Source organism: Vibrio sp. V23_P3S9T160, assembly GCF_963886625.1.
Lineage (GTDB): Bacteria > Pseudomonadota > Gammaproteobacteria > Enterobacterales > Vibrionaceae > Vibrio > Vibrio anguillarum.
The window spans coordinates 1-14,653 of the sequence record NZ_CAWPDB010000176.1 but is presented as its reverse complement, the minus strand read 5'-3'; the positions used below and the strand labels follow the sequence as shown (position 1 = coordinate 14,653).

Sequence of the window (14,653 nt, the reverse complement as noted above, 5' to 3'; positions counted from 1 at the left end):
CTCTATCTCAATTTGTATAAAGATTGAGTTAAATAAATTAAACAATATCAAAGAATTCATCACCTTATCGGTGAGAGGAGGGAATTATTTTTTAATAAAAGGAAACGCCAAAATGGCCAAGCAAAAACTTACCCTTGTTCGTGGATTACCTGGCTCTGGAAAGTCTACATACGCAAAAACTCTCGATGCTATCTTAGTTGAAGCAGATCAATTTTTTATCGATAAAAACGATAATTACCAATACGACCCCGCACTAATCAAAAATGCTCACGCATGGTGTCAACTCGAAACGAAGCGCTTACTTCGTGCAGGATTTGACGTCGTGGTTGCAAACACATTTGTAAAAAACTGGGAAATGTCATTTTATAAATCACTTGCGGATGAGATGAATGTATCATTCGAAGTCATTGAGATAAATGGGAAATACCAAAATATTCATGGTGTACCTGATGCTGTGATTGCTCGAATGAGTAAACAGTTTGAGAAGTTAAATCCTGCGTTGATATCTTCACCTTCAATGGAGGCGGCACAATGAGTTCAATAAAAATTAAGGGTTTAGATGAAGCGCTCAAATCAGTGCAAAAAAGTTCACGTGCTAGAGAATTAACTAGCGAAGGTGTCTATAAAATACTCAACGAAGTGCAACAGACTTTAGATACTTATCTATTTAAAAAGGATCAGGTAGGTATTCAAGTATTGGTTACAGTTTATACAAAAGTTGCGGGTTCATACAACGGCATACCATATTCAACTTTTGTTGAAGTTGAACGCGGTAAAACCGTGTGGAAATTGAACACCGTGTATCGCGCTATAGGAATTGCAGCGGACGCAAAGATCCTTAATTCGGAAAAATTTGCTAATCAGATTTATTGTAAAGCTGAAAAGAAACTCAATAGACTGGTGTATCCTGACATCGAATTATAGATTGTGAGATAGCTAGCACCTGATCTTCGGTAAATCGACCCACTGGGTCGTATATTGCGGCGTTAACATCTTACGCCGCATTGACCACTTCTGAGATATCCCTTGTACCGCTAAAAATACAGTCTCACTCCCAAATCGATTGTTTAATGTGTCATACACATTCATAAGCTTAGGATTATTCGGAGTCAGATTAAAAAGATCAGGCTGCTCATGCTGTTCGTCAACTAAGTCAATCAGCCCAACACCAATTTTATAAAACCTCACATCCTGCTGGAATAACTGCTCAGCCAGTCGAGAGGCGGCTTGAGTTATCTGGGTCACATCAGCAGTTGGATACGCAAAACGATGAACCGCTCTACGTGCTATTGGAAGCGCGTCAAATGGTGAACTGTTAGCGAAACAGAGCATCACTCTACACAGTGACTTTTGTTTTCGAGCCTTGAAGGAAGCAATATTAGCGTGCGTACACAACGCTTGTTGCAACGACTCAAAGTCAGTAATTCTCTGTCCTGCACTTGTAGTGGCTTGTTTTCCGTCAATTTAAAGTGAAGATAAGTGTTGTTCGAGAAAGGCTTGAAGTTCAGCCTCAAACGCCTGAGCAAACAACTGTTGATCTCCCATTTTTCAAAGTTCATTCAACGGGTTCACTGGTTTATGAAGCTATGTAACGTTATTATGCTTGTCTATACAGTGCAACATGTTTATTTGTCTGGCGAGATCAATCAACAGGCTACACTACATTCCTTTCGATATACTAGAAATCACTTTAGCTCCTTTCCCCTTTGGAGGTTTATGAAAGATAGAAGTAAGTGCCGATATAAGTTTATCGAGATCGTTACGCAGAGGGATCTATGTTGATGGATGATTTAAGCTCTAATGAATCTTATATTGCCCATCCAGATATCGAGCATGGGCACCACCAAAGCGTTTATGTTCACTTAAAAGCGGTTAGCGAATTAGCTGGCAGGCTTGCTGCAAAAATAGGTTTTGCCGAGCAAGGGAAACTGATTGGCTTAATGCATGACTTTGGTAAATACAGTAATGCATTCCAAGATTACATGCGTCTGATTATTGCAGAGCAAACAGGCTATAACCCAGATAATGACGAGGGTAGCTCTGAAAGTTCAACGAGCAGAAGCTTAAAAGGTAAAATTGACCACTCGAGTGCAGGCGCACAGTGGATTTTCAAGTCACTTTTCCCTCATTACTTGAAGTTAAAACAACAAGACCAAGCACTTGCCCCTTACGGTTTAGCAATTACTCAAGCTCTAAGCATGTGTATTGCCTCGCATCATAGTGGATTGATTGACAGTTTGTCAGAAAATGAAAATGTTTTTGCAAACAGGATTAAAAAGCATGATGAACTAACCCATCAAAAAGAATGCACTAAAAACGCTGATCCTGATTTATTTTCACAAGCGCAGTCACTCGCAAGTTTTCAGTTTATCTCAGAAAGTAGTCAAAACCTGAAAAGTATGTTCGATAGGGTTGTCCTTTCAGCCATTGAACATGATTACTACCTTGGCATGTTTACTAAAATGCTGTTCAGTTGTTTGATAGATGCCGACCGAATTGACAGCGCCGACTTTGAGCAGCCAAGCAACAAACCTGAGCGTTTTAAGCAACCTGATTGGGCTTTTGCTTGCGATAAAATTGAAAGCTTCATCTCACGATTTGAGCAAGTCAATCCCATCGACCATATTCGCGCTGAAATATCAGACAACTGTTTTAATCGCGCACAAGGCGAAACGGGCATTTACAGTTTGACTGTCCCAACGGGTGGCGGAAAAACTTACGCTAGTCTCCGTTTTGCGCTGCATCACGCTAAAAAACATAACCTTGATAGGATCATCTATATCATTCCGTTTACCTCAATCATTGAGCAAAATGGCAATGCCATTCGTGAAGTTTTGGAGCAAATAAACACAGATGATTGGGTATTAGAGCATCATTCAAGCTTAGAGCCAGAGCAACAAACGTGGCGTTCAAAACTGGCATGCGAAAATTGGGATAAGCCCATCGTGCTCACAACTATGGTACAGTTTCTTGAAAGTATGTTTGCAAGTGGCACGCGTGGATCAAGGCGTTTACATCAACTCAGCAATGCGATACTGGTGTTTGATGAAATCCAAACGCTCCCTATTCGTTGTGTCCATTTATTCAATAACACCGTCAACTATTTAGCGCGGTTTTGTAACACCACGGCGGTAATGTGTACCGCGACTCAGCCTTTACTCAATCAGTTACCCGAACAAATAAAGCAGTTTGGCGAATTGCAATTACCACTAGAAAATGAACTAACCCCAAATATTGAAAAGCTTTATCAACAGCTAGAACGAGTGAGAATAAAGAACGTTACCAAAAAAGAGGGTTGGAATGAGGCTGAAATCACTGAACTAGTACAACAGCAATTATCAGCAGTACAAAGTTGTTTAGTGATTGTAAATACTAAATCGTGGGCAAAAAACTTATTCCAAGCGTTACAAAGCCAAGTTACTGATGAGACTAAGATCTTTCATTTAAGTACCGGCATGTGTTCGGCTCATCGTAAACAAATTCTAGATGAAGTTAGAGCACGGTTATCAGGCGGGCTGGCCACTTTATGTATCAGTACTCAGCTTATTGAAGCAGGTGTTGATGTTGATTTTGGCTGCGTTATACGTTTTGTAGCTGGCCTTGACTCAATCGCCCAAGCGGCAGGGCGTTGTAACCGAAATGGTAAGCAACAGAAAGGCCATGTGTTTGTGCTTAACCCTGCCGAAGAAAATGTCGGCATGCTACACGATATTAAAACAGGCATTGCTGCTTCAAACCGAATCTTCACCGAGTTTGCTGAAGAAGATTTGCTTAAACCGCAAGCAATGAGCCAGTATTTTCAATACTACTTTTATGATCGCCATAAAGAGATGACTTATCCCGCTAAGCAAGATCAAAGCTTGCTTAACTTGCTAAGTAGTAATCAAAGAAATATCAATAAAACACCGTTTGCATTGAGACAGTCTTTCATGACCGCCGCGAAACAGTTTAAAGCCATTGATGCCCCTGTTCATTCCGTGATCGTGCCATTTAATGAAGAAGCGCAAAGCATAATCACGCAGTTATGTGCGCTTGATCAGCGCTTTGATACGGCAAGTTACCGCGGCTTATTAAAAGCTGCACAAAAGTACAGTGTGAATATTTTCCCGAATGTATGGCAAAAACTCACCGATCAGCAGGCGGTGTACCCAATAGCGCAAGACGAAGCTGTGTTTTATTTAAGTGAAGAATTTTACAGCCAAGATTTTGGCTTGAGCTTAGAAGTAACAAATGCTCAGCAAGATTTAATTTTTTAAATGCAACCATGTTTTTAACAAGGAGAGCCATGTGAAAAACAGTATTAGTTTTAGATTATGGGGCAGGTATGCGTTATTTACCGACCCCATAACGAAAGTGGGAGGTGAAAAGTGTACTTATCACATTCCTACTTACGAGGCGATTAAAGGGATTTTAAAATCCATCTACTGGAAACCAACGCTTGTTTGGCATGTTGATAGAGTCAGGGTAATGAAACCACTGCGTACCCAAACGAAGGGAACAAAGCCGTTGAACTGGGGTGGTGGTAATACTTTGGCGTATTACACCTTTTTGCATGACGTTGAGTACCAAATCGAAGCCCATTTTGAGTGGAATGAACATCGACCTGAATTAGCGAAAGACCGTGTTGACGGTAAGCATTTTGCCATTGCTAAACGCATGTTGGAAAAAGGCGGACGACAAGACATCTTTCTAGGTACCCGCGATTGCCAAGGTTATGTTGAACCTTGTCTCTTTGGGGAGGGCGAAGGGGCTTACGATGATATTGATGAGCTAGGTTTTGGCTTAATGTTCCATAGTTTTGGTTACCCTGATGAAACAGGTAACAACGAACTGATTAGCCGATTCTGGCATGGGGTAATGAAAAACGGTGTTATTGAATATCCTCATATAACAGCATGCCCAGTAACGCGTCACGTGAGAAAAATGGACGCAAAAAGCTTTGAACTTGAACAAAATCTGCAGGGTGTTGAGCAAACGGAGAGTGTCTTATGACTTGGCTAACGACGCTCTATAAAACCTACGATGAGCTTGAAAAGCTCAATGATATGCTGCCATTTGAACAACAAGTGATGCCAATTTGTCATACCATTCAAAATGCCCACATACATATTGTGATAAACAATCAAGGTGAGTTTGTTCGTGCTGAAGTTCTCGAAAAAGCGCAAGTGGTCTTACCTGCAACGGAACAATCCGCAGGACGCAGCAGCGGTTTATGTGCACATGCATTGGCAGATAAAATCCAATACGTTGCGAAAGATTACGCTGATTTCGGCGGTATTAAAAAGTCTGGGTTTGAGTTGTATCAAGCGCAATTAAAAGCTTGGTGTGACTCAGTGCATAGCCACCCAGCAGTGCATGCTGTCTACCAATACATAGAGAAAGGCACTGTGGTTGCAGACTTGGTCGCCGAAAATGTGCTACATGAACAAGATGGGTACCTGCTGACTAAGTGGCAAGATGAAGGCGAAGCTCCTGCGTTATTAAAAATCCTGCCGAAAGAAAAAGGGATGTTTGACCAAGGTTCAGCTTTAGTTTGTTGGAGTGTAGAAACACCTGGTGAACCACAATCAAAAACTTGGCTTGACCCAAGTATCCAGCAAAGCTGGATTGCTTTTGATAGCCAAAATGGTGATAGCACAGCCATGTGTTACGCCACTGGTGAAGACAAACTTGTTGCGACTAACCACCCAGCCAAAATACGGCACAGTGGTGATAAAGCCAAGTTAATCTCTGCCAACGATAAAAGTGGTTATACCTTCCGAGGTCGTTTTTTATCCAATGAAGAAGCTTGCAACATTAGCTTTGAAGTGACACAAAAAGCGCACAATGCACTGCGTTGTTTGTTAACTAAGCAAAGTGTTTTTAGAAATGGCGATCAAGTTTATTTAGCTTGGGCAGTATCAGGCAAAGAGGTCCCTAAACCTACCGAACTGGACTTAACTGACTTAGCCAGTTTCTTAGCGGAGGCCGACAGTGTTGATCACACACAGGACCTAGGTCGAGCATACGCCAATCAGTTAAAGCGTTACTTTAATGGTATAAAAACGAGAAACCAGTTGGCTGACAACGAACAAATTGCACTGCTAGGACTAGATTCCGCGACGCCTGGGCGAATGGGTATTTTGTATTACCGTGAAACCATCGCGAAAGAGTTTTTAGCGCGATTAGAGCAGTGGCAACTCGATCTGGGTTGGCAGCAGAGAGTCAAAATAAACGAACAGTGGCAATGGGTTTATAGTGCCCCGAGCTTATTCCGAGTGCTTGATGGTGTATACGGTGATGTACTTAAATCTGCTGACACCTTAAAGAAAAACCTTATTACCCGTTTATATCCCTGCATCGTTGAAGGGAAACCGATTCCGCAAGACATCATGCAAAGTGCGTTTCACCGTGCAATTAACCGTGTTGCCTATAAATCCGATCAAACTTGGCTTTGGTTACAAAATTTAGGCATTGCCTGCTCACTGATCAGAGGGTTTTACACTCGGACAACACATTCAACTATTCAAAAGGAATACCCAATGGCATTACAACAAGATAATGCCAGTCGCGACTATTTGTTTGGTCGTTTACTGGCGGTGGCAAACAAGGTTGAAAAAGTTGCACTCTCAAGCAGCGAAGCAAATCGTTTAACCACGGCAGAGCGTTTCATGACGCAATTTGTTAATAGACCTGCATCAACGTGGCTAAACATCAGTAATGCCTTAGTACCGTATCAGCAAAGGCTGTTTAATAACTACCAAGGGTATGACAACGCAACTAAAGCACTGTTTAGTCAAATACACGATATGTTTAATCCTGCTGACTTTACCTCAAACCAAAAACTCACCCCTGAATTTTTGCTTGGCTTTCACAACCAAATGATGTGGCTAGAAACCCATAAAGTAGAGAAAGGTCAATGGGTTAAGAAAGTGAATGACGAACAAGTCCAAGAAAACTTAGAAGAAACAGTTTAAGAAAAGGAACATCACTATGACTTTACAAAATAAAATCGACTTTGCATTAATTTTTAACGTATTAAACGCTAACCCAAATGGTGATCCACTCAATGGTAATCGCCCACGCACCGATTATGATGGTTTTGGTGAAATTACCGATGTTTGTTTAAAGCGTAAAATTCGTGACCGTCTACAAGAGGCGGGGGAAAGCATTTTTGTTCAATCGGATGAAAAGAAAACCGATGGTATGACAAGCTTGCGCAACCGAGCTGAATCTGACGAGGTTGGTTTAGGAAAAGAGGCATTCAACAGTAAAAAAACAGCGCCAGATCAAGCCGCAAAATTGTGCTGTCAAAAATGGCTAGATGTGCGTGCATTTGGTCAAGTGTTTGCGTTTAAAGGGACAGGCTCGGATGGTGTATCTATTCCAATCCGTGGGCCTGTAACGATTCAAAGCGCATTTAGTATTGAGCCAGTGAGTATTACTAGCACACAAATTACCAAGAGTGTGAGTGGTGAAGGTGATGGTACCAAAAAGTCATCAGATACCATGGGTATGAAGCACCGTGTAGACAAAGCCACCTATGTTGCTTTTGGTGCAATGACACCTCAATTGGCAGAGAAAACAGGCTTCAGTGACGAAGATGCAGAAAAAATTAAAGCTGTATTAGTAAAGTTGTTTGAGGGTGATGCATCATCAGCGCGTCCTGAAGGTTCTATGAGTATTTCACACCTCGTATGGTGGAAACATGACTCTAAGTCTGGTCAGTATTCTTCAGCTAAAGTGCATCAAACGTTGAGAGCGCACATTGAACAAGGCTTACCACTTGAAACTACGGCGTTGAAAGATTCACTGGTAACCGCTTTACAAGGACTAGAACCAGAAGTGATCGAGGGTTTCTAATCTAATGATTGACGTTCGCCTAATCAACATCTCCGCTCTACAGCACTTTGCTTTTTGTCAGCGCCAATGTGCGCTGATCCACCTAGAGCAAGTGTGGCAAGAAAATTACCTAACTGCACACGGGCGGCAGTTACATGATCGAGTTGATAACGGCGAGCCAGAAACCCGTAAAGGGGTGCGTTTTGAACGTGGCGTAGTGGTGACTGCGCCACAATTAGGCATAACAGGCAAATTAGACTTATTAGAGCACCATAGATTAAGCAACCAATTCGTCCCCGTTGAATATAAACGAGGTAAACCAAAAGCCAGCGATATCGACAAAGTACAGCTTTGTGCTCAAGCGTTATGTATTGAAGAAATGTTATCCGTTGAAGTCGCAAATGGCGCACTTTGGTATTGGCAAACGCGCAAACGCATTGAGGTCAAATTCGATAACCAACTGAGAACGCAAACAAAAGCTTTAATAACGCAAGTACAACAGCTGTTTGTAAACGCAAAAACGCCTCCGCCAACGAAAGGTAAACACTGTAAGGCATGTTCTCTGACTGAAATATGTCAGCCAGATTTAACCAATAATGATGGTTCAAGCGGTTATGTAGCGGCATTGTTTAAAACGGAGGCGGAATGAAAAAACTTCAAAACTCACTTTATATCACTAAAGATGGCGTCTATTTGCATAAGCAACGCGAAACCTTACTAATTGAACAAAAAGTGGATGGCGAAAAGCAAAAACTGATGCAGCTTCCCATACATTCGATTGGCAGTATATTTTGTTTTGGCAATATTATGGTTTCGCCGCAGTTACTTGGCTTTTGTGGTGAAAACGGTACTCATCTTGCCTTCTTTGATATGCATGGTCGTTTTCTAGCCAATGTTGTTGGTAAACAAACGGGCAATGTATTGCTGCGTAGGCAGCAGTTTAGTGTTAGTGAGCAGGCTGCAAACGAACTTGCCAAGTATATTGTCGCCGCAAAAATACGATCATCTCGTATGTTGCTTTTACGTTTTAGACGTAATCACAACAGCACACCACAGTTAGAAAAAGCCATTGAGCGTTTAAAGCAAATTATTGAGCAACTGAAAGGCGTGACCGCCTACGACACAGTTTTAGGGTTAGAGGGAGAGGCCGCATCGCATTATTTCTCCGCGTTTGCTGACATGTTTAAAGGCAACGAAAGCAAACTGCTGTTTGATAAGCGCACTCGAAGGCCGCCTAAAGATCCAGTTAATGCGGTTATTTCATTACTGTACTCTGTGTTAGGCCAAGAGATCAGTGGCGCATTACAAGGTGTAGGGTTAGATCCACAAGTCGGTTTTTTACACAAAGAAAGGCCTGGTAGAAATAGCCTCGCCCTCGATCTTTTAGAAGAGTTTAGAGCTTACATTGTCGATAGCATCGCCTTAAAGCTCTTTAACAATAACACTCTCACCACGAAGGACTTTGAGACAGATTGTCTCGGTGGTGTAACCATAAAAGACGACGCGCGTAAGCTAGTTTTTCATGCTTATCAAGTTAAAAAACAAGAAGAAGTGATACATCCTTTTTTGCAAGAAAAGGTGCAAATCGGTTTATTACCGCATGTTCAAGCCATGCTGTTAGCACGTCATTTACGTGGCGATTTAGCCCATTATCCGCCATTTGTGATCAAAAAATAAGGAGAGTGAGCAATGATGGTATTGGTCACATACGATGTATCCTTTGCCAGTGAAGATGGTCAAAAACGCCTCAGGCAATTAGCAAAAGTGTGTTTAGATTATGGTGTAAGAGTGCAATATTCTGTATTTGAATGCGAAATAGATGCAGCGCAATGGCTGCGCTTTAAAAATGAGCTGTTGTCAATTTACGACCCTGAAGTAGACAGTTTACGTTTTTATAAGCTCGGCAAAAACTGGCAAAACAAAGTAGAGCACCATGGTGCTAAAGTCGCCATAGATATATTCAGAGATACCCTTATTTTATAGTCGCTAGGCTCAAGTTCTCAGTAAAATACTGGGGATCTAGCGATTGCATAAGTTCTTTAAAAATATAGGAAATACTTATTTGTATAAATGCACACAATACAGTTTTGTACTACCGCACAAAGTTAGCGGTAAATAATAGAGTGTGTTAGTTTATACGTGCCTTTAACAATAGGCGGTCGCGCCTCCCGCAGGCGCGTGGATTGAAACATTTATCTGGTTAATTACCTGTCACCAAACAAAAGTCGCGCCTCCCGCAGGCGCGTGGATTGAAACCGCTTTCACCTTGGCTTTCAACCGTCTCAATAAGTCGCGCCTCCCGCAGGCGCGTGGATTGAAACATGGGAGCAGCTACGATGGAGCAAGCCGCCGAAAGTCGCGCCTCCCGCAGGCGCGTGGATTGAAACACGACTGACGGTGATACGGAAACCTCATCTAGCTGTCGCGCCTCCCGCAGGCGCGTGGATTGAAACCAGTTAAAAGACGCCGTCGGCGCATGGCTTGCAAGTCGCGCCTCCCGCAGGCGCGTGGATTGAAACAAGATTTTCGCTTGAAACCAACGCTAAGCGCGGCGGTCGCGCCTCCCGCAGGCGCGTGGATTGAAACCATTCATAAATAAAACCCCATACCTTACATTTTGTCGCGCCTCCCGCAGGCGCGTGGATTGAAACCATATTTGAAGTATGTTTTTATCTGAATTATCTCGTCGCGCCTCCCGCAGGCGCGTGGATTGAAACTGTGTCGGACTTTTGCGCCCTTTGACAAGCCTAGGTCGCGCCTCCCGCAGGCGCGTGGATTGAAACTCGCTGTAACTCGCGTTTGTTCAGCTCTTAATAGTCGCGCCTCCCGCAGGCGCGTGGATTGAAACCTCCAAAAATGGAATTGAATTTGAGCAATACTACGTCGCGCCTCCCGCAGGCGCGTGGATTGAAACCAGTTCTTCGGCGGTGCGCCAGTGACGACTTACGTCGCGCCTCCCGCAGGCGCGTGGATTGAAACAAGTGGGCAAACTGCGATCACTTTTGGTGTAATAGTCGCGCCTCCCGCAGGCGCGTGGATTGAAACAAGTTTAACAGCATCGGGAAACCGCTGAGAAAAGTCGCGCCTCCCGCAGGCGCGTGGATTGAAACAGAACCAACCAATTTGGCCCGTTCATATTGTTAGGTCGCGCCTCCCGCAGGCGCGTGGATTGAAACATGTTCTTATCCCCGTCTCGCTTAGCTCATGTGTGTCGCGCCTCCCGCAGGCGCGTGGATTGAAACATCCCCACTGTGTTCATTAGTGGGCTGACAGAGGGTCGCGCCTCCCGCAGGCGCGTGGATTGAAACCTGATGCTATTGACGTTGGTGAGTTTAAAATGGGTCGCGCCTCCCGCAGGCGCGTGGATTGAAACTCTTGCCGACATGTACGCAGCATGCCTTAGGCAGTCGCGCCTCCCGCAGGCGCGTGGATTGAAACTTGGGTGCGGGCAGCCTGTGTTACATGGTTTATGGTCGCGCCTCCCGCAGGCGCGTGGATTGAAACATTGACGCTCTGCGTAGTGCGTTACGTGGGAAAGGTCGCGCCTCCCGCAGGCGCGTGGATTGAAACAAAACATTACCGCTCAACACGCAATTTACTCATGTCGCGCCTCCCGCAGGCGCGTGGATTGAAACACAATGTAATGACGGCTACATCCGCGCTTGATTGTCGCGCCTCCCGCAGGCGCGTGGATTGAAACAATTTCCTCCAGTTTTGATTTGACCCATTCCGCACGTCGCGCCTCCCGCAGGCGCGTGGATTGAAACTATGTCTTCGTTATACGTCTCGCCATCGAAATCAGTCGCGCCTCCCGCAGGCGCGTGGATTGAAACAAGGTTGGCGAAGTTGGCTATTTTGTTAACCCTGTCGCGCCTCCCGCAGGCGCGTGGATTGAAACATGGTTATCTCCGTTGTTTGATGAGCTAATAATGTCGCGCCTCCCGCAGGCGCGTGGATTGAAACAGTCTCTAGGCGTTTAATGAGACTTTGTAATTTAGTCGCGCCTCCCGCAGGCGCGTGGATTGAAACGATATTGAACATGCAACAGAAATTCGGGCTAAAGTCGCGCCTCCCGCAGGCGCGTGGATTGAAACCAAAGTATGCCAACGAACAATATCAACGATGGTGGTCGCGCCTCCCGCAGGCGCGTGGATTGAAACAGTGTTGTACTTGCTCGGGGCCGCGCCATGGTGGTCGCGCCTCCCGCAGGCGCGTGGATTGAAACCACCGAAAGATGCGCAGCTTCTTGAATCACGATGTCGCGCCTCCCGCAGGCGCGTGGATTGAAACCGATCTCCACAAAAAGCCCCATCGATTGATGAGGTCGCGCCTCCCGCAGGCGCGTGGATTGAAACCACCTAAATCGTATTGCTGCACAGTGTGTTGGCAGTCGCGCCTCCCGCAGGCGCGTGGATTGAAACCGTTATATAATACGGAAAATGGAAAAAGCAAGAGTCGCGCCTCCCGCAGGCGCGTGGATTGAAACCCGTATTATATAACGGAACGTTTCGAACTGCACAGTCGCGCCTCCCGCAGGCGCGTGGATTGAAACCATTAGGTCAGTGACTACACGGCGGATGATAGCGTCGCGCCTCCCGCAGGCGCGTGGATTGAAACTGGACCTAATCCAAGGTCAGAGTTTCTTAATTACAGTCGCGCCTCCCGCAGGCGCGTGGATTGAAACACGGTCACTTCACCGCCAGACAGCAACTGAAAATGTCGCGCCTCCCGCAGGCGCGTGGATTGAAACAGAGAGCAACAAAAGTCGATTGCTAATAAAGATGTCGCGCCTCCCGCAGGCGCGTGGATTGAAACAACTCAGCTGGTGAAGGCGAGCGAATGCGCGAGAGTCGCGCCTCCCGCAGGCGCGTGGATTGAAACCGTGGCACGTTTGCAGAGTCTGGCGCGTTTGGTGTCGCGCCTCCCGCAGGCGCGTGGATTGAAACCATGACCATTAAGTTTTGTGAATCAAATAAGGCTGTCGCGCCTCCCGCAGGCGCGTGGATTGAAACCTCTAGCGTTGCTTTAGTATTAAGACTTCCAAGGTCGCGCCTCCTGCTTCATTTTGCACGAGTTATGCTATATCTCTTAGCATAATCATAGTGACAGATTTTGGCGATTACTCACCAGCGTGATGCCAAATTGGAAAGAAGTAAAAAGCCGTTTGGATGGAATGGCGGAGTTGTATTTGAATAAATAAAAAAGCCAGTGCAGATGCACTGGCAAAGTCGATGGGGTAGAGGAGGTGCATAATTATACTGATGGACGTTGACGTAATCGACAAAGCCACTCTTGTAATGAAAAACAATTAGAAATGATACTTTCAGAGTCAGATAAATCATCATTGAGATAAATCTTTAACTGATTATCTTCGAAATGAGTTTTAATGAGGTTCGATTTGTTCATCGTAAACACGACATCTAGAATGTCATCAAAACTCTCAACTTGATGAAGAAAGCGATTTGATAAACGCCCGAATAAAAGAATTCTATCTTCTGAGTATTCATGTGATAAACATACAAGGGTATGGGCTTGGGCGAAGACAACAAATAAATCGATTGGGTCTTGAAAATGAACTGTTCGAGGATGATGTTTTAATGCACTGAAGTTTAAGCTAACAAGAGCGCTAGTATCAGCCGAGTTAGGCTGTGATGACAGTGCATTTTGATTCTTAGTTATAGCAAAACTCATAAATTAATCCTTAATAAATCAAACCTCCCCAAAAAAGATTTAATGATTAATTTATTATAGATTAATTTAAACGTGTAAAACTGGGGTTTAAATTACACGGTTATAAACTTAATACGTAAAGTGGTGATTGTCAAATGTTTTTTTAAATGTATAAAATCTGATTTTTAGAAATTTAATCTTCGCCATAGAGTTCTTCGTAATCGATAAGATGCATGTTCCGATCAATCCGTTTTAAATCTTCAAAAGCAAAAAATTTCTTAGCTAAGCGAATGGTGTAATAAGGTTCAGTCGTATTGGCAAGTATTACCTCATGACTATGAGGAACATGGACAAACTCAATACTGCCAAACCTAGTCTTATAAAAACCTGATTCCCCTGTTGTACCCAGAATTAAAATCATCGGGATCTGAGAGATAACACTCCACCTTGAGAGGGCATCTTCGAGAGATATATAACACAGTTCGCCATCTCGCAGTGACAAGGCTAGTTGGTCAAAAAAATCAGGCGGCAATGTTGAACGCAAGTAAACAAATCGCTCAAAATCAATACTGACGATATAGTTGTTTTTTGCAATGATCTGCTCAATATCATCACTTCTAAAGATTGAGCAGATCTCATCACGTTTATAGATAAACTTTTCTTTACGCCGATACTGCATTTCGAAAATCATTTTCATAGATTAAAATTAGATGTTATTTAAACAATAGTGATGATTGCATAAAATCTTGTCTTAATTCAAGTTGAACCCATTAAATTTTTTATTTAAAGCGTTATCTAAATAAAGCTTTGAGAACGAATGAAGTTCGGCGGTACTTTTCCTAGAACTAGATCTTCCTTCATTTTTGCAACTGAAACCTAGGATCTTAAGGAATTGATTAACACTTCTCTTTATCTGCGTGATCTCACTTATTTTTTTATCCACCCTTAATGAAACTCCATTAAAATCGGATAAAATAACTTGATTATCTTTATTCTTCATGAATGAGTAAGCAGATAAGTAGCTTTCGTTAGATATGACAACTTTATCTGTAAAACTTAAACCAAGTATTTTAATGACGGAGCTTGCCAAGGATATGATTTTTTTGGATTTTGGAGATACTATTCGCTTATATGATTCACTATTTTTTAACGAAAGCAACTC

Annotated in this window: 11 protein-coding genes, 2 pseudogenes and 1 CRISPR repeat array; of the genes and pseudogenes, 10 read left to right on the top strand and 3 right to left on the bottom strand. The window is 43.6% G+C overall.

The features are described from left to right. Positions 1 to 112 precede the first annotated feature (112 nt). Both AACU59_RS16760 and AACU59_RS16755 read left to right on the top strand, forming a co-directional pair. Entirely contained in the window at positions 113 to 535 is a 423-nt protein-coding gene (locus AACU59_RS16760) for an ATP-binding protein (protein WP_161437762.1), read from the top strand. Beyond that, positions 532 to 924 carry a hypothetical protein gene (locus AACU59_RS16755; RefSeq protein ID WP_161437761.1) on the top strand — a complete coding sequence of 131 codons (393 nt, stop codon included), beginning with the start codon at positions 532 to 534 and terminating at the stop codon, positions 922 to 924. Before AACU59_RS16760 ends, AACU59_RS16755 begins: the two co-directional genes overlap by 4 nt. 12 nt (positions 925 to 936) lie before the next feature. On the opposite strand, the pseudogene AACU59_RS16750 reads toward AACU59_RS16755, so the two are convergent. Beyond that, a pseudogene (locus tag AACU59_RS16750) lies at positions 937 to 1,461 on the bottom strand (DUF4113 domain-containing protein); the annotation flags it as partial. A 320-nt stretch (positions 1,462 to 1,781) separates the two neighbouring features. Here AACU59_RS16750 and AACU59_RS16745 point away from each other — a divergent pair. The 8 genes and pseudogenes from AACU59_RS16745 to AACU59_RS18205 all read left to right on the top strand — a co-directional run. Beyond that, positions 1,782 to 4,256: a CRISPR-associated helicase/endonuclease Cas3 gene (locus tag AACU59_RS16745; protein WP_094144968.1), complete on the top strand. Its 2,475-nt coding sequence runs from the start codon at positions 1,782 to 1,784 to the stop codon at positions 4,254 to 4,256. 31 nt (positions 4,257 to 4,287) lie between these two features. After that, positions 4,288 to 4,992: a type I-C CRISPR-associated protein Cas5c gene (gene cas5c / locus AACU59_RS16740; RefSeq protein WP_094144967.1), complete on the top strand. Its 705-nt coding sequence runs from the start codon at positions 4,288 to 4,290 to the stop codon at positions 4,990 to 4,992. Next, entirely contained in the window at positions 4,989 to 6,956 is a 1,968-nt protein-coding gene (gene cas8c / locus AACU59_RS16735) for a type I-C CRISPR-associated protein Cas8c/Csd1 (protein WP_094144966.1), read from the top strand. Before cas5c ends, cas8c begins: the two co-directional genes overlap by 4 nt. A 16-nt stretch (positions 6,957 to 6,972) precedes the next feature. After that, the gene (gene cas7c, locus AACU59_RS16730) at positions 6,973 to 7,842 is read left to right on the top strand and encodes a type I-C CRISPR-associated protein Cas7/Csd2 (RefSeq protein ID WP_094144965.1); all 870 of its coding nucleotides are present in this window, start codon (positions 6,973 to 6,975) and stop codon (positions 7,840 to 7,842) included. A gap of 4 nt (positions 7,843 to 7,846) precedes the next feature. Continuing rightward, positions 7,847 to 8,470, top strand: coding sequence for a CRISPR-associated protein Cas4 (cas4, locus tag AACU59_RS16725; protein WP_094144964.1), 624 nt, complete (start codon positions 7,847 to 7,849; stop codon positions 8,468 to 8,470). Further along, a complete protein-coding gene (gene cas1c, locus AACU59_RS16720; protein ID WP_094123349.1) occupies positions 8,467 to 9,498 on the top strand; it encodes a type I-C CRISPR-associated endonuclease Cas1c in 1,032 nt (343 codons plus the stop codon). Before cas4 ends, cas1c begins: the two co-directional genes overlap by 4 nt. A 12-nt stretch (positions 9,499 to 9,510) precedes the next feature. After that, positions 9,511 to 9,804, top strand: coding sequence for a CRISPR-associated endonuclease Cas2 (gene cas2 / locus AACU59_RS16715; protein WP_094123348.1), 294 nt, complete (start codon positions 9,511 to 9,513; stop codon positions 9,802 to 9,804). Between the two features lie 175 nt (positions 9,805 to 9,979). Further along, positions 9,980 to 12,833: a CRISPR direct-repeat array (repeat unit 32 nt; unit sequence GTCGCGCCTCCCGCAGGCGCGTGGATTGAAAC). Between the two features lie 50 nt (positions 12,834 to 12,883). Further along, a pseudogene (locus tag AACU59_RS18205) lies at positions 12,884 to 13,021 on the top strand (YgjP-like metallopeptidase domain-containing protein); the annotation flags it as partial. Positions 13,022 to 13,074: 53 nt separating this feature from the next. On the opposite strand, the gene AACU59_RS16710 reads toward AACU59_RS18205, so the two are convergent. After that, on the bottom strand, positions 13,075 to 13,512 hold the full coding sequence (locus AACU59_RS16710) for a hypothetical protein (RefSeq protein ID WP_161437760.1): 438 nt from the start codon (positions 13,510 to 13,512) through the stop codon (positions 13,075 to 13,077). Positions 13,513 to 13,684: 172 nt separating this feature from the next. Next, positions 13,685 to 14,188 (bottom strand): hypothetical protein, encoded by a 504-nt coding sequence (locus AACU59_RS16705; protein ID WP_161437759.1) that lies wholly within the window; start codon positions 14,186 to 14,188, stop codon positions 13,685 to 13,687. Positions 14,189 to 14,653 lie beyond the last annotated feature (465 nt).